Consider the following 24,854-nt stretch of genomic DNA (forward strand, 5'->3'; position numbering starts at 1 on the left):
CAAGAATATTTAAGGAGGAAGAAAAAATGGAGATATATCAAGTAGATGCGTTTACAGCTAAAGCTTTTAAAGGTAATCCAGCAGCTGTCTGCTTATTATCAAAATTAAAAGAAGATAGTTGGATGCAGAATGTAGCAGCTGAAATGAACTTATCAGAGACAGCATTTTTGTATAAAGAAGGTGATGGTTATAATTTACGTTGGTTTACTCCAGAACATGAAGAAGAGCTATGTGGTCATGCTACTCTTGCTAGTGCATATGTGTTATGGGAGACTAAAAGGGTAAAAGAGGATAAGGAGATAAATTTTTATACAAGAAGTGGTTTACTAACAGCAAGAAAGAATGGTGAGTGGATAGAACTGAATTTTCCAGCTGAGCCAGAGAAGAAAGCTGAAGCATCTAATATAATTATTAATTCTTTAGGAGTAGAGCCTAAATATGTTGGGAGAAATCGCCTTGATTATTTAATAGAGGTTGAATCTGAAGAGCTTCTTAGAGGGATTAGTCCTGATTTTAAAGCATTAAAAGATCTTAAAGCTAGAGGTGTTATTGTAACTAGCAAATCTGATTCTAAAGAGTATGATTTTATTTCAAGATTCTTTGCCCCAGGAGTTGGAGTAAATGAAGATCCAGTTACTGGTTCTGCACATTGCTGTTTGGGTCCTTTTTGGCAAGAGAGGTTGAATAAGGATGAATTCTTAGCTTATCAAGCCTCAAAACGTGGAGGAGTTATCAAGGTTAGGGTAGAGCAAGATAGAGTTTATTTAGGTGGGCAAGCTGTAATGATATTAAAAGGGAGTTTACTGAAATAATTATAGCTATAGGAGGCGATTAAATGGCTGAGTTAAAAGCGGTTATCTTTGATATGGATGGAGTTATTATTGATAGTGAGCCAATATATTTTGAAATAGAAAGAGATTTATTTGATGAACTAGGCTTGGATATCTCCCAAAGAGAGCATGAGTCATTTGTGGGAATGACGATGGAAGGATTGTGGGAGAGGGTGACAGCTAAATATCAGTTAGAAGAGACGATTCAAGATTTAACAAGGTTACATAAGGATAGTGCCTTTCAATACATGTCAGAAGCTAAAGAGTTACCTATAGTAGAATATATCAAAGAGTTGCTAGAAAAGCTAAAAAGTAGAAAGATAAAGATAGCAGTAGCTTCTTCATCTCCTAAGAATTTAATTGAGATTATTCTCACTAAGCTCAATCTACATGATTTCTTTGATTTGATTATTAGTGGAGAAGAAGTTGAGAAAGGTAAACCTGCCCCTGATATCTTTACAGAAGCATCTAGAAGATTGAATATTAACCCTAATAGTTGTGTTGTGATCGAAGATTCAACTAATGGTGTAAAGGCTGCCAAAGCTGCTATGATGAAATGTATTGGTTTTCAGAATATCAATTCAGGAAATCAAGATTTGTCAACAGCAGATATTATTGTTGATTCAATTGGAGAGATAGATGCTAAATTATTGAAAAACTTATTCTAATTAAAGTTGTTAAATATTATAACTACTTAATCAGCAACAAAACTTGATTTACTTGCTTTACTAATTATAATCAAATCCTTCTTTGGAGATAATAACTTTAGCACTGTAATACTAAAGGAGGATTTGATTTGAAGCACCTAAACAAGTTGATGATAATTCCTATTATAATTGGGATGATTGCAGGTCTAACTTATCTAATTTTAGATACAACTATAAATATTAAAAAATCTGAAAAAAATAGAGAAGAACTAGTGGAGGAGGACTTTTATCAACAGCAAGAGGATGTTGCTAAGGTTTCAGAGGTGGAAGAGGAGGTTGGAAGAAATCTGACTATCTTAGAGCTGGTCAAAAAAGAAGAGAAGAGGATAAATCAGAAGTTACAGACAGCTACTAATATTAAGTTAAGTGAAGGGCTTAAATATCTTTTAGAGAGATTGAATCATCCTTCTAAAGATACCAAGCAAGAGAACCAATTGCTAGAATCAATTTTAGAGGTTGCTAAGGAGAAGATGGAGGATAAGAAGACTGAGATAAAATCAGATGAGATAATCATTGAAATCAATGAAGAAGATCTTGTGAAGAATCAGCAGAAAAGATCAGCTAAAGAAGAAGAGACTAAGATGGGAGATTCAACATCAGATACATATGACTTCTTCTCTTGGTTAAATGAAGATAGTGATAATCAGTCTATTTTAGATGGTATAAATGAGGATAGTTCAGAGCTGGATGAAGATAAAGAGAGAATAGATAATAATCAAGCTTTAAATGAAGACGATACAGACAATGAGAATAAAGAGCAGGAATTGAAGAAACCAGGTGATGATAGTTTAGAATCAGAGATTCAAGAGAATAATAGTGAAGATAAAGAACAGTTAGAGATAAAGAATAAGTTGTTTTTAGGTGTCAAGGATGGATATGTAGCAATTTATAAAGGGGATAGTTTAGAAGCTAAAGAGTTAGTTGAATTAAGAAAGGATATTCCAGTCAAGAAGCTATCGGAAAAGGATAAGAAGGAATTGCTTAAAGGGATAGAGGTGGCAAATCAAGAAGAGCTACTAACTGTTTTAGAGGGTTTAGTTAGTATTATAAATGAATAAGTAAATATATATAATTTGATTTAAATGTGTCTTCATATAGAGATAATAGAATAATTTTGGTATTAGATATATCTTCTAACTACCAAAGTGAAAGTATTTCAGTATTACTGTTAATTTAAATTTATACTATTAACCCCATATCAAATTTTAATATATTAGATAGTTTCAAAAAAGAAAAATATCCATTATAAGCAGTCATTACTAGGCTGTTTTTTTCTTTTTAAACAGGATTTTAGTAAAAGTTATTGAAATTAAAGGGTTAGGGAGGGGAATGTATGATAGCTTATTTACAGGGAAAATTAATCAGAAATAATATAGAATACATAGTTATTCAAGTAAGTGGAATAGGATATAAGGTTTATATTCCAAGTAGCCTACAGCAGAGTCTACCACAGATAGGTGGAGAGGTTGAACTACATACCTATCACTATGTACGTGAAGATAATATATCGCTATATGGTTTTAATAATGTAGAGACTCTAGAGCTTTTTGAGCAGTTACTAGATGTCTCAAAGATAGGACCAAAGGTTGCTTTAAGTATTTTATCTACTATGCCAGCTAGAGAGTTTAAGCTGGCTATCGTTAATAATCAGATAAATACTTTAAAAGAGATTAAGGGTATTGGTAATAAAACTGCTAAGAGATTGATTTTAGAGTTGCAAGAGAAGATAGACCTTGATAATATATTAGATAATGACTCTATAGATGTGGTTAGCGGTGATAGTAGAATGGAAGATGCTGTTCAGGCATTAATCAGCTTAGGCTACAAGCAAGGTGATGCTACTAAAGCAGTAGCTAAGGTAATTAGAGAGGACAAAGAGATGGTTGTAGAAGATATTATCAAGAATGCTCTACTTCATTTGAGCTAGGGTAGGAGGAAGAGAAGATGAGAGATAGATTTGTATCAGCAACTAAGAAGCAAGAGGATATAGACTTTAATTTACGCCCTAATAAGTTCGACAATTATATCGGACAAGAGGAGATAAAGAAGAATCTGAAGATATTTATTCAAGCAGCTTTAGAGCGGGGAGATTCTTTAGATCATGTTCTATTATATGGACCTCCAGGATTAGGAAAGACTACATTAGCAAATATTATTGCTAATGAGATGGGGGCTGATATTAAGACAACTTCAGGTCCAGCTATCGAAAAACCTGGCGATTTAGCAGCTGTTTTAACCAAGTTACAACCAAATGATATTCTCTTTATAGATGAGATTCACCGTTTAAATCGGGTGATAGAAGAGACCTTATATCCTGCAATGGAGGATTTTGCTTTGGATATTGTAATTGGTACAGGTCCTCAAGCCCGTTCTATTCGTTTGGATTTACCACCCTTTACCTTAATTGGTGCTACTACTAAGGCAGGAAGCTTGACTTCACCATTACGTGATAGATTTGGAGTGATTAATCGGCTACAGTTCTATACTGAGGATGAATTGACCCAGATTATTTTAAGAGCTGCTAAGGTCTTACAGGTAGGAATTGAGAAGGCTGGAGCTAAGCAGATTGCTTTACGTTCTAGAGGCACACCCAGAATTGCCAATCGTTTTTTGAAAAGGGTTAGAGATTTTGCTCAGATTGAGGGTGATGGGATTATCACTGAAGAGATTGCTCATGATGCCTTAGATAGGTTGAATGTCGATAAATTAGGTCTAGATAGAGTCGATAGAAAGATGCTGAAGATGATTATCGAGAAATTTAAAGGTGGACCAGTGGGCTTAGGAACCTTAGCTGCTGCTATCAATGAAGAACGGGAGACCATTGAAGATGTTTACGAGCCTTATTTATTACAGATTGGATACTTAAACAGGACACCACGGGGAAGAAAGGTAACAGATTTAGCTTATAAGCATTTTAATCTCGAGGTGGGAAGTTAGATGAAAGATTTATTTGGTGGACAGATTATCTTGATAGGGGTGCTTTTGATTATTGTAGGAATACTTATTAAATCAGGTCTTCCAATTGGGCGTTTACCAGGGGATATCTATATTAAGAAGGAGAACTTTAGCTTTTATTTTCCACTAACAACAGGGGTATTGGTCAGTTTAGTATTGTCATTGCTTCTGAAATTGTTTAGATGATTTGTGCTTAGAGAGGTAAAGCTAGACCTTTTATATAAGTGTGAGTGATTAGTGACTGTGTGAGCAAACTTCAGTGCCAAACAACTCACTCACACATTTATTAAAATGTTCTAATATCATGAATTTTTATTATCACAATATTTATTATTTAAAACTGACTATTCGTCATCTGTTACTTATCACTAAATCAGAGAGGCAGGATAAAATGAAAATAAAATTAAATCTATTAGTCGTCTTAGTCTTATTGTTTGCAATGACATCTATTAGTAATGCAAGTATTGACACAGTAAAAGTAGGGATATTAGATGATGTTGGAGCAGCATTAATTGGAGCAGATAATGGAGTTAAGGTGGTATTAAATGATGGGGTGGAGTTTAATTTGATCTCATCAGATAGGTTTAATATTAAGAAGAATAATGATTTAATCTATTTTGGGAAGAATATCTTCCAAGAGGATAAGGTATTAGTATATCCTGTTGGCTCTAACAGTTTAATCAGTGTTAATGGTAGAAAGTATAGAGGTTATTTAGAAATTTTAAATCATACCAAAGGTTTAACAGTGGTTAATCATCTAGGTTTTGATTATTATCTAGCCAGTGTAGTAGGTAGTGAAATTAGTGCTAAGTGGCCGATGGAGTCTTTAAAGGCTCAAGCAATTGTAGCTAGAACCTATGCCTTAAGGAATATGAAATCCCATGCAAGTAAAGGATATAATTTATCAGCGACTGTTAGATCTCAAGCCTATAAAGGTTATAGCTTTGAACATCCCAGAACATTAACAGCAGTACAGAAGACCCATAATGAGGTGGCTACTTATCAAGGTCAGTTGATTGCAGCTGTCTATCATTCCACAGCAGGAGGACAGACAGCTAAAGGTGCAACTATCTGGAGTAGTGATACCCCCTATCTACAAAGTGTCAGTTCACCTGATAATATCTCCCCCCATTATAGTTGGCAGAAGGAATATTCTAAAGGTGAGATAGAGAAGATATTAGTAGCCAAGGGAGTTTCTCTTACTGGACTAAAAAAGATAGCTTTAGAAGATGTAGGACCTTCAGGAAGAGCTAGCTTTATTAGAATTTTTGATAGCAATGATAGAATTTATGATGTTGATAGTTCTACCTTTAGATTCTGGCTAGGCTTGAAGAGTACTCGTTTTATTATTAATAGAAATAACTCCTTAAGGTTAAGCAATTTAGATAATAGCTTCACCTTTGACTTAGCAACTTTAGGAGTAGAGGATAGTTTTACAACAACAGAAGATGATAGATATCAATTTATTGGACATGGCTGGGGCCATGGAGTAGGGATGAGCCAATGGGGAGCATATCAGATGGCTGAAAATGGATATGCTTATCAAGAGATATTGAAGCATTATTACCAAGGGATAGATATTGTTAAGTGGTAACTTTATTTTAGAATTAATTTTAAGTATAGCCATATGAATTTAGAATATGATTTAATTCTGTTCCACCCAACTCCTAACTATTTAATAAAAAAGTGTCACAATATCCCCTATAGTATTTCATTTTAAGTTCATATATAAATATATTAATATAATTTAAAGAGGTTGGAGGAATATTAGATGAAGGTTAAAGATTTTGACTTTGAACTACCAGAAGAACTAATTGCTCAAGAGCCGATGGAACCAAGGGATGAATCAAGGTTAATGGTTATCAATCGTGCCAAGGAGCAGATAGAGGGAAAGATATTTAAAGAGATTATAGATTATTTTGAGCCAGGAGATACTTTGGTGAGAAATAATACTAAAGTAATTCCAGCTCGTTTATTTGGGCATAAAGAGACAGGAGCTAGGGTAGAGGTTTTATTATTAACTCAAGTTGAATTAGGAGAATGGGAAGCTCTAGTCCGCCCAGGGCGTAAGTTAAAGCTTGGGACTAGAGTTATTTTTGGTAATGGAGAGTTAGTTGGTGAGATTAAGGATAGAACAGACTTTGGTGGACGGGTGATCAAATTTGAATATGAAGGGACCTTTGAAGCAGTGTTAGATAAACTAGGGGAGATGCCTTTGCCACCATACATAACTAAGGAGTTAGATAAGAGTGACAAGTATCAGACTGTCTATGCTAAAAAACAGGGAGCTGCTGCTGCTCCAACGGCAGGATTGCATTTTACTGATGAGCTTTTAGCTAAGATAGAAGATAAAGGTGTTAATATTGTAGATATCACCTTGCATGTTGGCTTAGGTACCTTTAGACCGGTCAGTGTTGATACTATAGAAGAGCATGATATGCACTCTGAATACTATGAGGTCTCAGAAGAGACTGCTAAGATAATCAATGATACTAAAGAGAGAGGAAATAGAGTTTTTTCTGTAGGAACAACCTCTACTAGAACTTTGGAGAGTGTAGCTACTGAAAATGGTAAAATTAGAGCAGCTAAAGGCTGGACTGATATCTTTATTTATCCAGGTTATGAGTTTAAAGCAGTAGATGCTTTAATAACCAACTTTCATTTACCCCAATCTACTTTAGTAATGCTAGTCAGTGCCTTTGCAGGTCAAGAGTTGACAATGAAGGCCTATCAGCAGGCAGTTGAGCAAAAGTATAGATTCTATAGTTTTGGTGATGGGATGTTGATTTTATAGTTGACAGTGTACGGTGTACAGTTGACAGTTAAGTTTTTAAAACCGAAAAAAATTATTGTTTGAGCGAAGCAAGAATTGAGCTAATATTTATAGTTTAATAAAATCTTAATTAAAGAATTTAAAACAATGATAATAATCAATATTTTGATTGCGTAGCGAGTTTTAATTTTTTTCTAGACCTTTTGGTTACTTTTAGGGCAATGCTAAAAGTAACACGAGACGCCCTGAAAGAAGTACCCTTGGGGTGAAAAGCTGATAAGCTTTCTCGTAATAGTTTTTAATTAACCTAATTAAAGGTTTACTTTTAAAAGTAAAGATTATTGCATTATTTATTTAAATATAGGAGGAAATAAGATGTCTTTTAAATATACATTAAAGAAAAAATGCAAGGATACTAAAGCAAGACTAGGAGAGTTATCTACTCCCCATGGCAAGATTGAAACACCTATCTTTATGCCAGTAGGGACTAAAGCTACTGTTAAGACGATGACTCCAGAGGAATTAAAGGAGATTAATTCTCAAATTATTTTAAGTAATACATATCATCTATATTTAAGGCCAGGTCATGATTTGATAGCAGAGGCTGGTGGATTACATAAATTTATGAATTGGGATAGACCAATTTTGACAGATAGTGGAGGATTTCAAGTCTTTAGCTTAAGTGATATGAATAATATTACTGAAGAAGGAGTAGAGTTTAAGTCCCATATCGATGGTTCTAAACATTTTATCAGCCCTGAAAAGTCTATTGAGATTCAGACAGCTTTAGGAGCAGATATTATGATGGCCTTTGATGAATGTCCACCCTATCCTGCTGATAGAGATTATGTGAAGAAGTCTTTAGAGATGACCACTCGCTGGTTGGAACGTTGTATTGAAGCTAAGACTCGTGATGATCAAGCTTTATTTGGGATTATGCAAGGTGGGATGTATAAGGACTTAAGAGAAGAGAGTGCTAAACAGATTGTCGAGTTTGACTTACCTGGTTATGCTATCGGTGGTTTAAGTGTAGGTGAGCCTAAGGAGTTGATGATTGAGGTGCTAGATTATGCTCCTGACTTCTTACCTGAAAATAAGCCACGCTATTTGATGGGAGTAGGAACTCCTTTTGATCTATTTGAAGGTGTAATGAGAGGGATAGATATGTTTGATTGTGTATTCCCAACTAGAGTTGCTAGAAATGGGATGGTCTTTACTAGTGAAGGAAGAGTAACTGTACGTAATGCAACTTATGAAAGGGACTTTAGTCCATTAGATCAAAACTGTGATTGTTATGTATGTCAGAACTATACTCGTGCTTATATTAGGCACTTAATCAAGCAGAATGAAATCTTAGGTGTAAGATTGACCACTTATCATAATTTACACTTCTTATTGGATATGATGGAGAATATCAGAAAAGCTATTGCAGAGGATAGATTCTTAGAGTATCGTACTGAATTTTATGAGAAATATGGGTTAAAAGTTTAAATTGGTAAATATAGACATTATATTTTGGAATGGAGCTTAAAAGTGGGTTATAGAAGGATATTCAGACACTTTCGTGTCATGAATCAGGAACCTGGAATCAGTATGTTTTACAGATTCCTGATAACCGATTCCAGATTCCTAAGGTGTTGCTTTATATCCATAAAGTTTTATTGTAGATTTAAAGTCTAAAGGTTAAGGACTATAATTTTTATTTAAGATTATTTGCTGGTTACTAGTTACATTTTTTGATATATTGCTTAAAAAAAGATATTTCTCATAAAAGGGTTTTAACCTTGTAATCTTGAATATAAAATAAAGAAAATAAAAATATTTTGGTAGTTGATGGGGTTATATTAAATTAGATTATATAGTCCTTGGATACTTAAGGAGGAGTTTAGATGCAGATTTTAGGTGGTCTATTACCCTTTGTGGTAATGACAGTTCTTTTTTGGTTTTTATTTATCAAACCACAGAAGAAGAGGCAACAAGAACGTCAAGAGATGTTAGATAGTTTAGAGATAGGGGCTAAGATAGTTACTATTGGTGGAATTAAAGGTGAGATTACTGAAATTAAAGATGATGAGTTAGGTGTAAAGATTGCTTCAGAAGTAGAGATTAAGGTCAGCAGGATGGCAGTTGGTAGAATAGAAGATTAAGTGAAGATAGAGAATAAGATAGGAGGAGCATGATGTTAGCTATTAAAGATGAGATTAAGGAACTGATTGAGTCTGTGCTCATAGCCGGGGTTTTAGCATTCTTTATTATAACTTTTGTAGCACAATCCTTTGTAGTTCATGGACATTCTATGGATCCTACTTTGGCAGATGGTGAGAGATTATTTGTTAATAAGTTTATTTATAGATTTGAACCTCCTCAAAGAGGTGATATAATTGTCTTGAAGCCTAAAGGAGATCCTAAAAGAAAGTATATTAAAAGAGTGATGGGCCTTCCAGGTGATAAGCTAGAGATTAAAGATGGGTCTTTATATATTAATGATAAGAGGATTGAAGAAGATTATATTAATGAATCTTATATTAGAGCTCGTCTTTATCGGATGTATAATGAAGATAAACAAGAGTATGAAATTCGTAGTACTGCTGGTCCTTTCTATGTACCTAAAGACCATGTCTTTGCTATGGGAGATAACCGTAACAATAGTTCTGATAGTAGAAATATGATGGTTGTAGGTTATGTTCCTTATAAGAATATTAGTGGTAAGGCATTCTGGGTCTATTGGCCTGTAACTGAAATGAAAGTTTTAGACAAGGTTACTTATCCTGATTTGAATTAAAAGAGTTAGTTTATATTGTTAGTCTATCACATAGACTAACTTTTTTATTTGAATTAAAAGTTAAAAAAGATTAATTTATAATTTATTGAGAGAACAAGGAAAAGTTTAAAATTAAAATGATTTTTATTATCTTTATTTACTGTGTATAGAACACAAAAAAGAAATTAAATTCTTAAAATACTTTTTTGGCACTGATTAAAATCTGAAATAACCTTTTATTTTAATTTGTTTTTATCACCCCAAGAGTACTTCCTCAGTCAACAGAGGTCGTTTCCCTCAGGGCGCTGTGTTAATCTGTATCTAATATTCTTTTGATTTTAACTTGTTTATAATATGAAATCTTTATCAGTTTATATAGATATAATAAATAAGCAGGAAAATGATATTAAATTATAGAATCTATCAAATAATATCTATATAGATAAGAGCCATTTTGGTATAAGTATATGGGGAGGAGAATTATGATATTATTTAATTTGAAATTAAAGCAGAAGTTGATCTTAGCTATGGTATTATTGGCTATTATTCCAGTTATGGTTTATGGGACTTTTAGTTATCTTAATCAAAGAGAAGCGATTAAGCATGGAATTATTACTCAAAATGATATCTTGGCTAAACAATTGGCTAGTCGGATTAGTGAAAAGATTCAGGGTAAGATCAAGGTTGTTGACTTAATGGCGAGTTTAGATGGAATTAAATCTATGGAATTAGAAGAGCACCAGAAGATATTTAAAAAGTTTTTAGATAAGAACCCTATCTTTGAAATGTTTTTCGTTAGCGATGAAGAGGGTAGATTGGTCAGTCTAAATCAGAACACTGAATATATAGGAGAGGATTTTAGTCATAGGGATTGGTTTAAAGGTGCGATAAAAGGCTCAACTTATATTTCAGATTCCTATATATCTAAAGGTACTGGAAAGCCTTGTATTACAATGTCTGTACCAATCAGAAGTGGTGGAGAAATTATAGGCATCTTAGGAGCTGATATTAACCTTCAAGTCTTACAAGCTATGGTTGGTGAAGTAAAGTTAGGCAAGTCTGGTTATGTCTTTCTTACTGATAATAAGGGTATAGCAATTGCCCATCCGCAATTTGAAGATATAGTTTTAGCTCGAAAGAGTGGAAAAGGAACATTAGCTGTTGATAAGGCTTTATCTGGAAAAGATGGTCATAGCATCTATCAGAACTCTTTTGGTAAAGAGATGCTAGGAGCATATCAGTATTTAGATAGATTAGGATGGGCTTTAGTGGCTCAGCAGCCTACAGTAGAAGCTTTTAGACCTTTAAAGAGTATTATCTATAAAAATTTATTAATGGTTCTAATAGCTGGTATTATAGCAAGTTTAATAGCTTGGTGGTTGGCTGATAACTTTAGTCAACCAATTATCCAAGTCGCAGAAGGTATTAAATTGCTTGCCGATGGTGATTTTACTACTAGAATAAATATTGAACGTAGTGATGAATTAGGTGAGTTAGCTGAGACCTTTAATCAGACAACGGCACAGCAACAGGAGTTCTTTGGTGGATTATTAAACATTGTGGAGAGGATATCTAGCTATAGCCAAGAGCTATCTGCTAGTGCTGAAGAGACCAATGCAACTATTGATAACAATAATGATGGTATTAGAGAAGTAACAAGTAGTGTTCAACAAATCTCTGCAGGTAGTCAAGAGGTGGCTGGACATATTCAAGATGTTGATGCTAAGATAGATTTAGGGAATAAGAATGTTGAAGATACTATAAATAGTATGAATGAGATCAACCAGATGGTAAAAAATACTGTCAAGATTATTAATAACCTAGACGCTAACTCTCAAGAGATAGGTAAGATTGTAGAGTTAATTAATAACATAGCAGAACAGACCAATTTATTGGCATTAAATGCAGCTATTGAGGCTGCTAGAGCGGGAGAACATGGTCGTGGTTTTGCTGTAGTAGCAGATGAGATTAGAAGTCTAGCAGAAGATACTTCTAAAGCTACTGATGAAATCAGTAATTTGATTAAGAATACTCAGAAGAGTTCAAAGGATGGATTAAATTCAGTTAAGCAGGTGGAGAATAAGACAGAAGCAGGTAAGAATATTGTTGAAGAGACTGGTCAATTTTTCGGTCAAATCAAAACTTCAATCCAAGAGACATCAGCTTATATTGAGGAAGTGGCACATTCAACTCAAAGTTTAGCTGTAAATAGTGAACAGGTAAGAAGTGGTTCTAAAGAAATTAATGATATGTCACAGCAGGTAAGTGAGTCTTCTCAAGATTTAGCTGATATTGCTCAAATTTTACAAGCAGAGATAGCCAAATTTAAATTATAATATTAAAACTTCCTAGTAATGTTACTAGGAAGTTTTTGTTTTAAAGAAGGGATTTGTCTTATTTGATTAGTAATATTGATGATTCAATTTCAATATAAGTAATTTTTCCTTATGGGGATATTGAGACATTTTTAGGAATCAGGAACCAGTTATCAGTAAAACAGACTGATTCCAGATTCCCGATTCCTGACACGAAAGTGTCGTAATATCTCTCTATTGTTGTACTTTTTTACTATTGATACTATTGGGTAGTTAATAATCCATTATAACTATAGATTAGATATAAAGTTCCTTTGAATTGAATAAGTTTTAGATAGATATTTTTAAAAGGAGTTGAGAAATCTATGGCTAATCTCTTAACAGGTGAAGGGTTTAAATCTAATTCTGGTGGAGGTCTTAAGAAAGTAGAAGCTAAAGAATCTACAATACCAACAATAAATCAACTAGCACCAAATTTTACTGCTCCAACTACTCAAGGAGAAATTTCTTTATCAGATTATAAAGGGGGATGGGTAATGTTGTTCTCTCATCCTTCTGATTTTACTCCAGTCTGTACCACTGAGTTTGTTTCATTTGCTAGAAATTATGATAGATTTCAAGAGTTAAATACATCACTGATTGGTTTAAGTATTGATAGTGTCTATTCTCATATTGCTTGGATAAGGAGTATTGAAGATTTATTTGGAGTTAAGGTACCTTTTCCTATTATTGCTGATTTAGGATTCAAAGTCGCTAATAAGTATGGTATGATTCAGCCAGGTGTTAGCGATACTAGTACAGTTAGAGCAGTTTTTATCATTGATCCAGAGCAGATAATTAGAACAATAGTATATTATCCACCAGAGGTAGGTAGAAATACCAATGAATTATTAAGGATGATTAAAGCATTACAGACAGCAGATAAGTACAATGTGGCTACCCCAGCTAACTGGCGACCAGGAGAACCAGTAATTGTTTCACCACCTCGAACTGCTCAAGAGGCTGAAGAAAGGTTGAAGCAAGGTTATAACTGTAAGGATTGGTATTTGTGTTATCGTGATTTATATGATAGAGATAGAAGAAGATAGGTGTTTAAGAGAAGATGGTTAGATAATAAAGATTCTCTCTTTAATAATAACTAGCCCTACTGATATATCAGTAGGGCTAGTTATAGTCATTATTTATCTAGCAAAGATATGCTTACCTATTTTGCGAACTGTTCTTCTAGAATAAATCCATCTAGAGGTAGATGTAGCAGGGTTGTAGAAGTAGAGACAGCCATATGTAGGGTCCCACCCCCTTATAGCTGAAAGAGTTGCTCTGATTGAATCTTCAGTTGGTCTTTGGCTCCAGACAAGTCCATGAGCTACAGGAGTAAAGGCCCAAGGCTGATAAATTACACCTGCAATGGTATTAGGAAACTTATGACTTCTGACCCGATTCATCATTACTGCTGCTACTGCAACTTTAGCAAGATAGGGTTCACCTTTAGCTTCTGCATGAACAGTATTAACCATTAGTCTTGTAGTAGGGGATAGACTCCAAAACCATGATGGTGTTTTAGCTTCTGCTAACTTTGCATTATAGTACCCGCAGAAGATAGAAACTCCAATAAGTAATATTGTTATCAGAATTATTCCTTTTTTATTCATTTTTATCTCTCCTTTTAAAAGTTTAAAATCTGATGTTATCATATAGTTTATACTATTTATGATATTTTTATCTAAAGTAATATGGATATAAGATTTATTTTAAATTCCTAAATCAAATAAGGCAGAAATGCTTAACCATTATTCTTAGATATTGATAGATTTCCTGAGGTATCTAGTTCAGCTAGATTGATTTGATTCTTATAATCTGTTATTCCCTGTTTTCTTAGCTCTCCAATTAACCAAGTTTCAGTTAGTTTAACGTGTTCCAGGTTTCTATCTATAATTACTCCATCCATAATTAAAGGGACTGTTAAACCTTCATATTGAGTACTAATATTGAGATCACTAGGCTGTAGTGGTCTTTTTTGTGATTTGGCAATAACTGATAAATTTCCTTGAGGCTCCAATATAGCATATTCTACATCGCAAACTTTATCATAGCCTTTCTGTCTTAATAAGCCTTTCATTTGATTTAGGCTCAAATCTATCTTTTTTAAGGCATTCATATCAAGTTGTCCATCCTTAACCAATATTGTTGGTTTATGTTCTAAAATAGGAGTTAGTTTCTCTATAAGGGTTAATCTACTTGTTAATGATATTAGAAAGATAAGAAATCCAGTTCCAAATAAAGCTTTGGTAGTAACTTTAGTTACCAAAGGTTCAGCAGCAACAGTTGTTAAAACTATGACTCCTGCCATTTCATAAGCAGTCATCTGTGCAATAGCTTTCTTAGATAGCATTCTGGTACCAAAATAAGTAAAGATATAAACCAATAGAACTCTAATTGAGTAAGAAAGAAAATCAGTCAATTATATCACTCCTTTAAGGACCTGGAAAGACATCAGTAAGATTTTTTGAAATCTCTTTTAAAAGCCCAAGGTATTCAAGAGAATCATCTTCTTTATGTTTGACTAGTGTTCTTAAGTGTCCTAAGGCTCTTTCAAATTCATAGATCTCTGCTGTACCATTGCTAATCTGTATTGCTAATCTATTATCATGCCAATTTTCTTCTAATTTTTTCATTCTTTTATTGGTTAACTGCCAATTTTCATCAGATATAGACTTCTCAATACTAACTAAATTATCAGTTAAAAGTTTATCTGGCAATGAAAGCTGTAATATAATCCATAAGATTATAAAAGCTACAATCCAGCAAATTGCAAGTATATAACGTGTGCCTAAGCGGTCAAACATTCTTTCACCTCCGAATATATCAGTTATATTTACTCTAATCCATATTGACCATCTTTTTCATCTTTTTCTTTTTTTAAAGAGACATAAAGGTTACCTGTGGTGTCTAAACCTGCATATAATACTTCTTTGTAATCAGTTACCTCCTTATGGGATAATTCCGTTATTAGCCAATCTTTATCCAATCCTGCATCCTTTAAGTTTTCATCCATGATTTTGCCATCAATCACAAGGTCTTTAGTTAGACCTTTATAGGATGTAGAGAGCTTTAAATCCTGTGGGGTAACAGCCTGTTTTTGTGATTTTGGTTGAACTGAAACTTTGCCATCAAGTTCTACTAGGGCAAACTCAACATCTCCTATATCAAAAATATTCTTCTTTCTTAATTGCATCATTAATTCGTTGATGGTATAACGGATTTTTCTCATGTTTTCATAAACTATTTTCCCATTTTTGATTAAAACTACAGGCTCAGAACCTACATATTTTCTAAATAGGTGGCTTTTTAAATGAATAAAATCAGTTAGAATAGTTAATAAAGCAAAGACTGTTAAAACTATAGAAGCAGATAGACTATCAGTTTTTGTTCCTAGTGCGATATTTCCTGTAATTGTTCCTACAGTAACTCCAATTGCAAAGTCAAAAAAGGTCATTTGAGCAATTATCTTTCTTCCTATTACTCTAGTTAGAAATAGTAATAAATAATAGGCTATAGTAGTTTTGATGATTAGAGAAAGTATCATATTTAGTCTCCTTTAACAAATAATCAAATTTAGCAATTTTAAAATTATTAACTTTTTATATAGTATTATCTGTTTTTATAAATTTTATATGCAGAAATTTTCATATAAAGATTAGAGTGAACAAAATCAGCTAGAGATATACCGAGTTAGTAGAAGAATTACTCTATTTATAGGTGTGTCAATTTGAAATGAAACTTAATGGGGATATTGGGACACTTTTTATAAGTTTAAGTTGGTGTGGGAGTGTGAGTGAAATTCAATAAAAAGGCACTTCACACACACTCAAACTACTCACTCACACTGACACGAAGTGTCACACTATCTTTCTATTGTTTCACTCTAAAGTTGGATGACTATATAAAGAGTAAGTTGCTAAGGGGATATAAGCGACTAAGTGTTAGAAAAATTCGTTGATTTTTAATTAGAAGCTATACTGAGTAGGGCCATAATATTTCTGTGATTAATTTTACAATAAATACCTTTGAATGATAAGAGATATATTTGTATAATGAGATTCGTTAATCAAACTTTGGAGGTGAAAAATATGAAAAATAAATTTACAATTACTTTTGTGATGATATTAGCTTTGATGATTTTTATGACTTCAGTTGGGGAAGCAGCTGCTTTAGGCAATAGAATGTTATACTTCGGTACTCGAGGAAGGGATGTTAAGGCACTACAGAGCATGTTAGCAAGTAAAGGATATTTTCATGTTGAGCCTACTGGTTATTATGGTCCTATTACAGAAAGGGCTGTAATTGAATTTCAAAAGAACTATAATTTAAGAATTGATGGTTTTGCAGGATATGAGACTATTAAGAGATTAAAGAGCCATTACAATTTGAATATTAGTAATTCAAATGATCGATTAGATGTAACTGCAGAAGAGATGGATTTATTATTGAGAACAGTTTATTCTGAGGCTAGAGGAGAGAGTTTTGAGGGACAAGTAGCTGTTGCTTCAGTTGTAATCAATAGGGTATTAGATGAGCGATTTCCTAATACAATTAAAGGGGTAATCTTCCAACCGTGGGCATTTACAGCTGTTCATGATGGCCAGTTTTGGTTAGATCCAGATCCAAGTATGCGTAAAGCTGTAGAAGCAGCCTTAAAAGGATGGGATCCAAGTGGAGGGGCTGTATTCTATTATAATCCAGCTAAAGTAACCTCCTATTGGATTTATACACGCCAAGTAATTGGTAGAATCGGACGACATTTCTTTGCAGTATAATTAAAAGAGCCTTTTACCATTAATGGTAAAAGGCTCTTTGTTATAGAGTAGGTAGAAGATCAAAAGTTTCTATAAGAAGATTTAGAACTATTAGAAAAATTGCCAATATTAAATTTTAACTTAAAGAGGTCTATGGTATAATAAGTTAAATGAAAAGGAGTTGATATCTATGGTAAGACCTACTAAAAAGAGGCAAGTAAGTTATATACCAGAAGTTAAACTATTCAATCCAGCTCGAGTACCAAAGTGTAAGTTAGAAGAAGTAGTTTTGACTATAGAGGAGATAGAAGCGATTAGGCTTAAGGATAAATTGGGGTTGACTCAACAAGAGGCTTCAGAACAGATGGAAGTATCCCGCCCGACATTTCAGAGAGTACTAATTGAGGCACGTGCTAAGATAGCAGATGCTTTGATTGAAGGAAAGGCTATTAAATTTGCTGGTGGTGATTATGAGTATAAAGGCCAATGTAATAAATGTGGCAAGAAGACTCAACATAAAAATAGAGTTGAAAAATGTAGAAAGAAGATAATTTGTAGAGAATGTAGTGAAGGTTGAGAGGGTGTTTTAGGAGCCTGATATATTTTTAGAACTCCCCTCTAAATACATTGATTATTCCTTTTTAATTGACAAAAAAACAACTGATATATATAATATTAGCAAAACACGTTAAATTTAAATTTTGCTACCATTGGGGAGTAGTTTATTAGATATAGTCAACATAGTGGCATTTATGCCTGGCTTTATCGGCAGTAATTCTGTTTAACGAGACCTTTGGTGCGCTTTGGCGTACCATAAGGTCTCGTTTTATTTATTATAGATAAATTTTTCATTAATATTGGGGAGGAAGAAAAATGATTAAAAGTATCTTGTTATTAGCAGTGGCTCTATCATTGGATGCCTTTGGTGTAGCTTTAGGAATTGGCTGTGGAAAGGAGCTTGAATCTCAGGAGAAGTTTTCTCTAGTATTCTCTTTTGGTTTTTTTCAAGCTCTATTAGCTTTAATAGGAGGAGTTTTAGGGAGTTTTATCAGTAATTATTTCTTTGATATCTCTGGTTATTTAGGTGGGATAATAATATTGATTATAGGTACACTATTTATCAAAGAAGGTTTAGAAAACAAAGAAGCCTGTGTATATTATAGATTAGACTTTTGGAAGTATATTCTTTTAGGTATCAGTGTCAGCATAGATGCTTTAGGTATTGGTTTTTCTGTACTACATCAATACTCTATTTATATGGTAATTAATAATTCTCTGATAATTGGATTTGTAGCAGCAGTTTCTACTCTGATTGCAATAGTTACAGTAAAGTACATAAAGAATTTAATGTTGGTAGAGAAATATGCTGAGTATCTTGGAGGGATTATATTAATCTTATTTGGGATTAAGATGTTCCTTGGTTAGATAAAATTTAATAGTTGTTCAAATATAAGCTCCCAAAATTGGGGAGCTTTATAGATATTCAAGTCTAAAGTGTAATTTAATGGGGATATTGTGACACCTTTAGGAATCAGGAGTCAGGGACCAGTTATCAGTAAAACAGACTGATTCCAGATTCCCGAGAATAAATCCATACTAATTAAGATTAACTTTAGTTTAAATCTAACTATGAGTTTAAGTTTGAGTCTAATTCTTAAACTAAAACTAATTCATTAGATAGAGGAGTGGATTGTATTATGAGTGAACTAACTGTTGAGAGATTAATTACAGTAGAGGAGGTCAAGAAGCATCCTTTAATTAAGGCATATATTTCAAAGGCTAATGAGCACCTCTCGGCAATGGGCTTTACTGAGCATGGCTTTAGACATGCAGGTCTAATTTCAAAGTTGGTAGGTGATATTTTAGCAGAGTTGGGCTACTCAAAGAGAGTAATAGAGTTAGGTAAGATTGCTGGTTATATACATGATGTAGGTAATGTCATTAATCGTCATGACCATGACCAACATTCAGCTATAATTGCTGAGAATCTGTTAAGGGAGATGGGAATGAGCTATGAGGAAATTGCAATGGTTATTGGTGCTATAGGCAATCATGATGAGAACTTTGGAGAGCCAGTTAATGTAGTTGCAGCAGCATTGATTATAGCTGATAAATCTGATGTTCACTATACTAGAGTTAGAAATAAAGAGTTTGCCACCTTTGATATCCATGACCGGGTCAATTATGCAGCTAAGCAGTCGACTATTGAGGTAAATAGATATGATAAGACAATTACTTTGAGGTTAGAGATTGATTTAGAGATTATTTCAGTTATAGAATACTTTGAAATCTTTCTAACAAGGATGCTAATGTCTAGAAAAGCAGCCCTAACTTTAGAATGTAATTTTCATTTAATAATTAATGATACTAAGCTATTATAAGGGCTTTGACTGATTGACAAGGGATTTTTTAAAGGATATAATAGATATGTTGTCTAATATTATATATGGCTATTAATTTTGTTCTTAGATAATTTCTCTTCAAGTAACTATCTAATATTAAATAATTAGTAGCTAGTATTATATTATCCTCTAGTTAGTATTTATAAGATTTTACATAAGCCTATTTCAAGGGAGTTAAGCAACGGTACTATGCTGATGGATAATTGAAGCAGAGTTTAGTGATGTATTACTAAGCTAAGGGTTGTTTTTATCCTATAGATAATATCTCTAGAAGTATCTAACCTTCTAAATAAGAGATGTTATATATTTGGATAACTTTTATTTTAATAAGAGGAAGGAGACAGGATTATGAACTGGAAACAGAAAAGAATGTTTAATTTTATTCTAATTGTGGCATTATTAGGATTAGCAGCATACTTCTTATATCCATTAAATGAAAGTATGGAATTAGGATTAGATTTACAGGGAGGAACTCATGTCCTTTTAGAAGCTCATGATACCCAAACTGCTAAAGTAGATGATGATGCTATGAATCGATTAGTAAATGTTATTAATCGCAGAGTTGATGAATTAGGATTGACAGAACCACTTGTGCAGCGACAAGGTCAAAGAAGGATTATAGTAGAGCTACCTGGTGTTGAAGATCCTAACCAAGCTATTGAAACTATCGGAAAGACAGCTCAATTGCAGTTTAAAAATGAGGCTGGAGAGATTGTAATGACTGGTGAAGCATTAAAGGATGCAAGGGCTGCTTATGGTGGAAAGTTTAATCAACCAGTTGTCAGTTTTGAATTAACAAAAGAGGGAAGTAAAGAGTTTGCTACAATTACAAGAAAGAATATTGGCAAAGTAATTGCTATCTATTTAGATAATAAGTTATTAACTGCACCAACAGTACAGAGTGAAATCAGAGGAAAGGGTCAGATTACTGGCTTTAAAGATTTAGAGGATGCTCAACAGACTGCTTTATTACTTAGAGCAGGTGCTTTACCTGTACCAGTTGAGGTAGTAGAGAATAGAACTGTTGGACCTACTTTGGGTAAAATTTCCATTGACAAGAGTATTCAAGCAGCAATTATTGGTTTAATTTTAATTGTAATCTTTATGATTATTACTTATTGGTTATCTGGAGCAGTGGCAGCAGTGGCCCTGGCCTTTTATAGTATAATTGCTTTAGGTATTTTAGCAGGATTAAATGCTACTTTGACCTTACCAGGAATTGCAGGTTTAATCTTATCTATTGGTATGGCAGTAGATGCAAACGTAATTATATTTGAAAGAATTAAGTATGAATATCGTCAAGGTAAAACAGTTAAATCAGCAGTAAAATCTGGTTTTGATCGTGCATTTACCACTATCTTAGATTCTAATATCACAACTTTAATTACAGCTGCTATTTTGGGCTATTTTGGAACTGGAACTGTTCGAGGTTTTGCAATTACATTAAGTATCGGTATCTTAGTAAGTATGTTTACAGCTATTGTAGTGACTAGAATGTTATTGAACTTATTATTAAGTACTAATCTAGTAAATAAACCAAAGGCTTTTGGTTGGGCAAGGAGGTAATAGTAGTGGATATTATCGGTAAAAGAAGATTATGGATGTCGATTTCAGCAATAATTATTTTAGTAGGTTTGATCTCTATTATCTTGCAAGGAATGAACTTTGGAATTGATTTCGCTGGGGGAACAGTTATAGAGTTTAGATTTGATAAACCAGTTACTAATACAGAAATTAGAGACTTGCTAAAAGACTTCAAACTGACTAAAGAGGTTAAAGTGCAACAGACTGAAAATAATGGTGTTTTAATTAGAATGGAAGAGTTATCACATCAAGAGGTCAGTGCTATTGAAAGCAAGATTCAACAGAAATATCCAGGAAAGATGTTAAGAACTGAGAAGGTTGGTGGAACAATCGGGAAGGAATTGAGAAACAAAGCCTTGATTGCTTTACTATTAGCATCTATTGCTATTGTGGCTTATATTAGTATGAGATTTGAGTTTAGGTTTGCTATTGCAGCAATATTAGCTTTATTACATGATGTTTTAATTGTAATAGGTATCTTTTCATTGTTACATGTTGAGATTAACAGTCCTTTTATAGCTGCTTTATTGACTATTGTTGGATACTCAATTAATGATACGATAGTTATCTTTGATAGAATCAGAGAGAAGATGAGAATGGCTAAAAAAGAGACCTTTGCTCAATTAAATAATGAAGCAATTATTGAGACTTTACCACGTTCTATCAATACATCACTTACTACGTTGTTACCTGTTTTGGCTATCTTGTTTTTAGGTGGTACAACTATTCAAAACTTCATGTTGGCATTATTAATAGGTGTCTTATCAGGAACGTATTCTTCAATCTTTGTAGCTAGTCCTATCTTAGTAGAGTGGGATGAGAGAAGATAAGATAAATAATAAGTTATATTTAATGACCCTTGGTTTTTAGAAGCTGGGGGTTGTTTTTATTTTATGGTTTAAGTTATATAAATAAAAAATCTTCATATCCTAGTATTAGATTTGTAGTATTTGGAAAAATATAAGAGTTGTGATATAATTATTAACAACTTCTGGAGGTGATGAATTTGTTAAACTTTATTAAAGAGATGATGGTAACAGGTTTAGGTGCATTGTTTTTGACCAAGGATAAAGTTGAAGAGATGGTTCAAAAGCTTGTAGAAGAAGGTAAGGTAAGTAAAGATGAAGCAAATGAATTGATTAATAATATGACTAAAAAAGCTAAAGAGCAACAAGAACAGATGAGAGATAAGATTAAGACAGAGATAGATAATTCTCTCAATAAAGTAGGTATTGTAAAAAAAGAGGATGTAGAAGAGTTAAATGAGAAGGTTGCTAAATTAGAGCTACATATCAAGTCTTTAGAAAGAGAGATAGAGAGCTTAAAAGGTGATGGGATAGAGGTAGCTGAAGATGACAGTTAAGATTATAGTTACAATATTATCAGCATTAGGGGTTTTGGGAACCTTAGTACCAGCAGTTCCTGGTACCCCTTTAATTTTATTAGGAGCATTAATTTATGGATTTATTAATAACTTTATTGTTTATGGTTGGGGATTTATTGGTATATTAGCCCTATTGAGCATATTGGCTGAAGGATTAGATTATTTGGCAAGTGCACTAGGAGCTAGGTATTTTGGTGCTAGTAAGTATGGGATTATAGGGGCTATTTTTGGCGTTATATTAGCTATAATATTTCTAGGTCCAGTTGGTCTGGTAATAGGTCCACTTTTAGGAGCAATCATTGTAGAATTATTCAGAGGCAAGAGGCTTGAAGAGGCTTTAAAGGTTGGAATAGGTACAATTGTAGGTAATATTAGTGGCTCAATAATCTCTTTTTTAATCTCAATATTGATGACTACTTTATTATTAGTAAAGATTTTTTAAGTTATAGATAGTAAGTGGGATATTTTGTAGTTGATGGCTAACAGTTAGTAATTGACAGTTATAAAGATTAAATAGATTAAAATTCATTAATTCATAAAAGGGTATAGGTAGAAAAAATTTAAATTTAAATTTAACTGTCAACTGTACACTGTTAACTGTATACTGAATGGCGGTGGTATAGATGCTCTTTAAAGATCTTGGAATGCATTATAGGAATATAAAAAGGTATAGAGATATAGTAGAAGTTTTGATCAAACATGGCTTTGGTTATTTGATAGAAGTGATGGAGTTACGCCAGTTTCTACCTTTAAGTAAGAGGATTAAAAAGTTAAAACCAAGTAAGCCTCAACATGATTCTAGAGCAATGAGGCTTAGAAAGGTATTGGAGGAGTTGGGACCAACCTACATTAAGTTAGGACAACTACTTAGTACTCGACCTGATTTGATTTCTCGTAACTATATAGAAGAGTTAGAGAAATTACAAGACCAGGTTCCGGCTATGGGCTTTGAGGATGTGATTAAACAGTTAAATAGAGAGTTGAATGGAGATTATAGTCAATACTTTAGCGAAGTCTCGTCTGCTCCTTTGGCAAGTGCTTCTATTGGACAAGTTCATAAAGCTATCTTAAAGAATGGAGAAGAGGTTGTTGTTAAGGTTCAAAGAAAAAGGATTCATTCCACTATAGAGACTGATTTGGATATTATGTCCAATTTAGCTAACCTCTTAAAAAATAGAGTCTTTAGTGATGACTTCATTGATCCTGTAGAGATAGTAAATAACTTCTCTAATATGATTAAGCAGGAGCTTGATTATAGAATAGAAGGTAGAAATACAAAGAAATTTTACAAGAATTTTATTTCTGAAGATGACATTATTATTCCTAAGGTTTTTTGGGATTTAACAACTAAGAGAATTTTTACTATGGAGTTCATTGATGGTTATAATATTAATAAAATAAAGGATGATTCTCAAACTGAGAATCTGGCTAAGACAATCAGTAAATCTTTTATGAAACAGATTATGATTGATGGACTTTTCCATGGTGATCCCCATCCTGGTAACTTTATCATCACTAAAAATTATAAGGTGGCTTGGATTGATTTTGGGCTAGTAGGTCAGCTAACGCAAGATGATCGAGAGAGAGTGGCTAATTTATTTATAGCTTTGATAAAAAAGGATACAGATAAGGCAATTGAAGAGTTATTAAATTTAGGAATGGTAACTAAAGAGATAGATATGAGATCTTTAAAAAGAGATTTTGCTAGATTGATTGAGGATTATCATGGTGTAACTTTAGAAGAGGTAGAGTTGTCAGTAATCATGAATAGACTCTTGGATTTGACCTTTAAATACAAGATTAGGCTGCCAATAGAGTTTATTTTATTGGTTAAATCTTTGATTACAGTTGAAGGGGTAGTATCTAAAATAGAGCCTAAATTTGATATCTTAACTGTAGCTAAACCCTTTGCTTATGATATTATTAAAAAGAGGCTAAGCCCTAAACGACTAATGAAAGATACTCTAGAACGCTTACAAGAAATTAGTAATTATATAATAGATTTGCCTGAAGAGTTACATAATATATTTAATCTAATGCAAGAGGATCAATTAGAGATAAAGTTTCACCATGTAGGGATTAAACCCTTAATCTCTAAATTGGATATTGTAAGTAATCGCTTATCGATCTCTTTAATCATTGCCTCTTTGATTGTCGGTTCCTCCTTAATTATGTTAGCAGATAAGGGACCAGAGTTTTTAGGTTTTCCTGTTGTAGGTATATCAGGCTATTTAATTGCTGCAATGCTAGGAATTTGGTTGGTCATCTCTATTTTGAGATCAGGGAGATTTTGATATAATATATTATAATTATCTGATTTTGGAGTGAAATTTAAAAGTGTTGTTAT

General features: G+C 33.1%; 26 protein-coding genes. 22 read left to right on the forward strand and 4 right to left on the reverse strand.

The genetic code is table 11. From position 1 onward, the window contains the following. The first annotated feature begins 26 nt into the window (after positions 1 to 26). From ACTCDL_RS01385 to ACTCDL_RS01445, 13 genes are all read left to right on the forward strand, one after another. Entirely contained in the window at positions 27 to 812 is a 786-nt protein-coding gene (locus ACTCDL_RS01385; RefSeq protein ID WP_463173456.1) for a PhzF family phenazine biosynthesis protein, read from the forward strand. 23 nt (positions 813 to 835) lie between these two features. Further along, positions 836 to 1,498, forward strand: coding sequence for an HAD family hydrolase (locus tag ACTCDL_RS01390; RefSeq protein WP_463173457.1), 663 nt, complete (start codon positions 836 to 838; stop codon positions 1,496 to 1,498). 128 nt (positions 1,499 to 1,626) lie between these two features. Further along, the gene (locus tag ACTCDL_RS01395; protein ID WP_463173459.1) at positions 1,627 to 2,595 is read left to right on the forward strand and encodes a BofC C-terminal domain-containing protein; all 969 of its coding nucleotides are present in this window, start codon (positions 1,627 to 1,629) and stop codon (positions 2,593 to 2,595) included. A 275-nt stretch (positions 2,596 to 2,870) separates the two neighbouring features. Then, entirely contained in the window at positions 2,871 to 3,464 is a 594-nt protein-coding gene (gene ruvA / locus ACTCDL_RS01400; RefSeq protein ID WP_463173460.1) for a Holliday junction branch migration protein RuvA, read from the forward strand. Positions 3,465 to 3,481: 17 nt separating this feature from the next. Continuing rightward, positions 3,482 to 4,474: a Holliday junction branch migration DNA helicase RuvB gene (ruvB, locus tag ACTCDL_RS01405; protein WP_463173461.1), complete on the forward strand. Its 993-nt coding sequence runs from the start codon at positions 3,482 to 3,484 to the stop codon at positions 4,472 to 4,474. Next, positions 4,475 to 4,678, forward strand: a complete 204-nt coding sequence (locus ACTCDL_RS01410; protein WP_463173462.1) for a DUF2905 domain-containing protein — start codon at positions 4,475 to 4,477, stop codon at positions 4,676 to 4,678. It begins immediately after the preceding gene. A 205-nt stretch (positions 4,679 to 4,883) separates the two neighbouring features. Then, positions 4,884 to 6,086 (forward strand): SpoIID/LytB domain-containing protein, encoded by a 1,203-nt coding sequence (locus tag ACTCDL_RS01415; protein WP_463173463.1) that lies wholly within the window; start codon positions 4,884 to 4,886, stop codon positions 6,084 to 6,086. A gap of 177 nt (positions 6,087 to 6,263) precedes the next feature. Continuing rightward, entirely contained in the window at positions 6,264 to 7,286 is a 1,023-nt protein-coding gene (gene queA / locus ACTCDL_RS01420; RefSeq protein ID WP_463173464.1) for a tRNA preQ1(34) S-adenosylmethionine ribosyltransferase-isomerase QueA, read from the forward strand. Positions 7,287 to 7,640: 354 nt separating this feature from the next. Continuing rightward, positions 7,641 to 8,756, forward strand: a complete 1,116-nt coding sequence (gene tgt / locus ACTCDL_RS01425; protein WP_463173465.1) for a tRNA guanosine(34) transglycosylase Tgt — start codon at positions 7,641 to 7,643, stop codon at positions 8,754 to 8,756. 398 nt (positions 8,757 to 9,154) lie between these two features. After that, complete coding sequence (gene yajC, locus ACTCDL_RS01430; RefSeq protein ID WP_463173466.1) at positions 9,155 to 9,412, forward strand: preprotein translocase subunit YajC; 258 nt, start codon at positions 9,155 to 9,157, stop codon at positions 9,410 to 9,412. Positions 9,413 to 9,444: 32 nt separating this feature from the next. Beyond that, the gene (gene lepB / locus ACTCDL_RS01435) at positions 9,445 to 10,047 is read left to right on the forward strand and encodes a signal peptidase I (RefSeq protein WP_463173467.1); all 603 of its coding nucleotides are present in this window, start codon (positions 9,445 to 9,447) and stop codon (positions 10,045 to 10,047) included. 461 nt (positions 10,048 to 10,508) lie between these two features. Beyond that, positions 10,509 to 12,362, forward strand: coding sequence for a methyl-accepting chemotaxis protein (locus ACTCDL_RS01440; protein WP_463173468.1), 1,854 nt, complete (start codon positions 10,509 to 10,511; stop codon positions 12,360 to 12,362). Positions 12,363 to 12,706: 344 nt separating this feature from the next. Continuing rightward, positions 12,707 to 13,429, forward strand: a complete 723-nt coding sequence (locus ACTCDL_RS01445; protein WP_463173469.1) for a peroxiredoxin — start codon at positions 12,707 to 12,709, stop codon at positions 13,427 to 13,429. 93 nt (positions 13,430 to 13,522) lie between these two features. Here ACTCDL_RS01445 and ACTCDL_RS01450 read toward each other — a convergent pair whose 3' ends face one another. The 4 genes from ACTCDL_RS01450 to ACTCDL_RS01465 all read right to left on the reverse strand — a co-directional run bounded on the left by ACTCDL_RS01450 (position 13,523) and on the right by ACTCDL_RS01465 (position 15,927). Next, the gene (locus tag ACTCDL_RS01450; RefSeq protein WP_463173470.1) at positions 13,523 to 13,993 is read right to left on the reverse strand and encodes a cell wall hydrolase; all 471 of its coding nucleotides are present in this window, start codon (positions 13,991 to 13,993) and stop codon (positions 13,523 to 13,525) included. A 131-nt stretch (positions 13,994 to 14,124) separates the two neighbouring features. Then, positions 14,125 to 14,802: a DUF421 domain-containing protein gene (locus tag ACTCDL_RS01455; RefSeq protein ID WP_463173471.1), complete on the reverse strand. Its 678-nt coding sequence runs from the start codon at positions 14,800 to 14,802 to the stop codon at positions 14,125 to 14,127. A 13-nt stretch (positions 14,803 to 14,815) separates the two neighbouring features. Beyond that, positions 14,816 to 15,187, reverse strand: a complete 372-nt coding sequence (locus ACTCDL_RS01460; protein ID WP_463173472.1) for a DUF4363 family protein — start codon at positions 15,185 to 15,187, stop codon at positions 14,816 to 14,818. Positions 15,188 to 15,216: 29 nt separating this feature from the next. Beyond that, on the reverse strand, positions 15,217 to 15,927 hold the full coding sequence (locus ACTCDL_RS01465) for a YetF domain-containing protein (protein WP_463173473.1): 711 nt from the start codon (positions 15,925 to 15,927) through the stop codon (positions 15,217 to 15,219). Between the two features lie 544 nt (positions 15,928 to 16,471). Here ACTCDL_RS01465 and ACTCDL_RS01470 point away from each other — a divergent pair. The 9 genes from ACTCDL_RS01470 to ACTCDL_RS01510 all read left to right on the forward strand — a co-directional run bounded on the left by ACTCDL_RS01470 (position 16,472) and on the right by ACTCDL_RS01510 (position 24,801). Next, positions 16,472 to 17,158, forward strand: coding sequence for a cell wall hydrolase (locus ACTCDL_RS01470; protein WP_463173474.1), 687 nt, complete (start codon positions 16,472 to 16,474; stop codon positions 17,156 to 17,158). Between the two features lie 169 nt (positions 17,159 to 17,327). Further along, complete coding sequence (locus ACTCDL_RS01475; RefSeq protein WP_463173475.1) at positions 17,328 to 17,714, forward strand: DUF134 domain-containing protein; 387 nt, start codon at positions 17,328 to 17,330, stop codon at positions 17,712 to 17,714. A 296-nt stretch (positions 17,715 to 18,010) separates the two neighbouring features. Continuing rightward, on the forward strand, positions 18,011 to 18,562 hold the full coding sequence (locus ACTCDL_RS01480; RefSeq protein ID WP_463173476.1) for a manganese efflux pump MntP: 552 nt from the start codon (positions 18,011 to 18,013) through the stop codon (positions 18,560 to 18,562). A gap of 272 nt (positions 18,563 to 18,834) precedes the next feature. After that, positions 18,835 to 19,518 carry a phosphohydrolase gene (locus ACTCDL_RS01485; protein WP_463173477.1) on the forward strand — a complete coding sequence of 228 codons (684 nt, stop codon included), beginning with the start codon at positions 18,835 to 18,837 and terminating at the stop codon, positions 19,516 to 19,518. A 369-nt stretch (positions 19,519 to 19,887) separates the two neighbouring features. Then, positions 19,888 to 21,105 carry a protein translocase subunit SecD gene (gene secD, locus ACTCDL_RS01490; RefSeq protein WP_463173479.1) on the forward strand — a complete coding sequence of 406 codons (1,218 nt, stop codon included), beginning with the start codon at positions 19,888 to 19,890 and terminating at the stop codon, positions 21,103 to 21,105. Positions 21,106 to 21,110: 5 nt separating this feature from the next. Beyond that, entirely contained in the window at positions 21,111 to 21,953 is an 843-nt protein-coding gene (gene secF, locus ACTCDL_RS01495; protein ID WP_463173481.1) for a protein translocase subunit SecF, read from the forward strand. A gap of 176 nt (positions 21,954 to 22,129) precedes the next feature. Next, positions 22,130 to 22,486: a phasin family protein gene (locus ACTCDL_RS01500; RefSeq protein WP_463173483.1), complete on the forward strand. Its 357-nt coding sequence runs from the start codon at positions 22,130 to 22,132 to the stop codon at positions 22,484 to 22,486. Continuing rightward, positions 22,476 to 22,949, forward strand: coding sequence for a DUF456 domain-containing protein (locus tag ACTCDL_RS01505; protein WP_463173484.1), 474 nt, complete (start codon positions 22,476 to 22,478; stop codon positions 22,947 to 22,949). The genes ACTCDL_RS01500 and ACTCDL_RS01505 overlap by 11 nt, the downstream gene beginning before the upstream one ends. A gap of 181 nt (positions 22,950 to 23,130) precedes the next feature. Next, a complete protein-coding gene (locus tag ACTCDL_RS01510) occupies positions 23,131 to 24,801 on the forward strand; it encodes an ABC1 kinase family protein (RefSeq protein ID WP_463173486.1) in 1,671 nt (556 codons plus the stop codon). Positions 24,802 to 24,854: the final 53 nt, after the last annotated feature.

It is taken from the genome of Orenia sp., from assembly GCF_055140805.1.

What these genes read in the sequence shown, in the direction of transcription:
- ACTCDL_RS01385 (WP_463173456.1), top strand. Translation starts at nt 27, where the DNA reads ATGGAGATATATCAAGTAGATGCGTTTACAGCTAAAGCTTTTAAAGGT.
- ACTCDL_RS01390 (WP_463173457.1), top strand. Translation starts at nt 836, where the DNA reads ATGGCTGAGTTAAAAGCGGTTATCTTTGATATGGATGGAGTTATTATT.
- ruvA (WP_463173460.1), top strand. Translation starts at nt 2,871, where the DNA reads ATGATAGCTTATTTACAGGGAAAATTAATCAGAAATAATATAGAATAC.
- ruvB (WP_463173461.1), top strand. Translation starts at nt 3,482, where the DNA reads ATGAGAGATAGATTTGTATCAGCAACTAAGAAGCAAGAGGATATAGAC.
- ACTCDL_RS01410 (WP_463173462.1), top strand. Translation starts at nt 4,475, where the DNA reads ATGAAAGATTTATTTGGTGGACAGATTATCTTGATAGGGGTGCTTTTG.
- ACTCDL_RS01415 (WP_463173463.1), top strand. Translation starts at nt 4,884, where the DNA reads ATGAAAATAAAATTAAATCTATTAGTCGTCTTAGTCTTATTGTTTGCA.
- queA (WP_463173464.1), top strand. Translation starts at nt 6,264, where the DNA reads ATGAAGGTTAAAGATTTTGACTTTGAACTACCAGAAGAACTAATTGCT.
- tgt (WP_463173465.1), top strand. Translation starts at nt 7,641, where the DNA reads ATGTCTTTTAAATATACATTAAAGAAAAAATGCAAGGATACTAAAGCA.
- yajC (WP_463173466.1), top strand. Translation starts at nt 9,155, where the DNA reads ATGCAGATTTTAGGTGGTCTATTACCCTTTGTGGTAATGACAGTTCTT.
- lepB (WP_463173467.1), top strand. Translation starts at nt 9,445, where the DNA reads ATGTTAGCTATTAAAGATGAGATTAAGGAACTGATTGAGTCTGTGCTC.
- ACTCDL_RS01440 (WP_463173468.1), top strand. Translation starts at nt 10,509, where the DNA reads ATGATATTATTTAATTTGAAATTAAAGCAGAAGTTGATCTTAGCTATG.
- ACTCDL_RS01445 (WP_463173469.1), top strand. Translation starts at nt 12,707, where the DNA reads ATGGCTAATCTCTTAACAGGTGAAGGGTTTAAATCTAATTCTGGTGGA.
- ACTCDL_RS01450 (WP_463173470.1), bottom strand. Translation starts at nt 13,993, where the DNA reads ATGAATAAAAAAGGAATAATTCTGATAACAATATTACTTATTGGAGTT.
- ACTCDL_RS01460 (WP_463173472.1), bottom strand. Translation starts at nt 15,187, where the DNA reads ATGTTTGACCGCTTAGGCACACGTTATATACTTGCAATTTGCTGGATT.
- ACTCDL_RS01465 (WP_463173473.1), bottom strand. Translation starts at nt 15,927, where the DNA reads ATGATACTTTCTCTAATCATCAAAACTACTATAGCCTATTATTTATTA.
- ACTCDL_RS01470 (WP_463173474.1), top strand. Translation starts at nt 16,472, where the DNA reads ATGAAAAATAAATTTACAATTACTTTTGTGATGATATTAGCTTTGATG.
- ACTCDL_RS01475 (WP_463173475.1), top strand. Translation starts at nt 17,328, where the DNA reads ATGGTAAGACCTACTAAAAAGAGGCAAGTAAGTTATATACCAGAAGTT.
- ACTCDL_RS01480 (WP_463173476.1), top strand. Translation starts at nt 18,011, where the DNA reads ATGATTAAAAGTATCTTGTTATTAGCAGTGGCTCTATCATTGGATGCC.
- ACTCDL_RS01485 (WP_463173477.1), top strand. Translation starts at nt 18,835, where the DNA reads ATGAGTGAACTAACTGTTGAGAGATTAATTACAGTAGAGGAGGTCAAG.
- secD (WP_463173479.1), top strand. Translation starts at nt 19,888, where the DNA reads ATGAACTGGAAACAGAAAAGAATGTTTAATTTTATTCTAATTGTGGCA.
- ACTCDL_RS01505 (WP_463173484.1), top strand. Translation starts at nt 22,476, where the DNA reads ATGACAGTTAAGATTATAGTTACAATATTATCAGCATTAGGGGTTTTG.
- ACTCDL_RS01510 (WP_463173486.1), top strand. Translation starts at nt 23,131, where the DNA reads ATGCTCTTTAAAGATCTTGGAATGCATTATAGGAATATAAAAAGGTAT.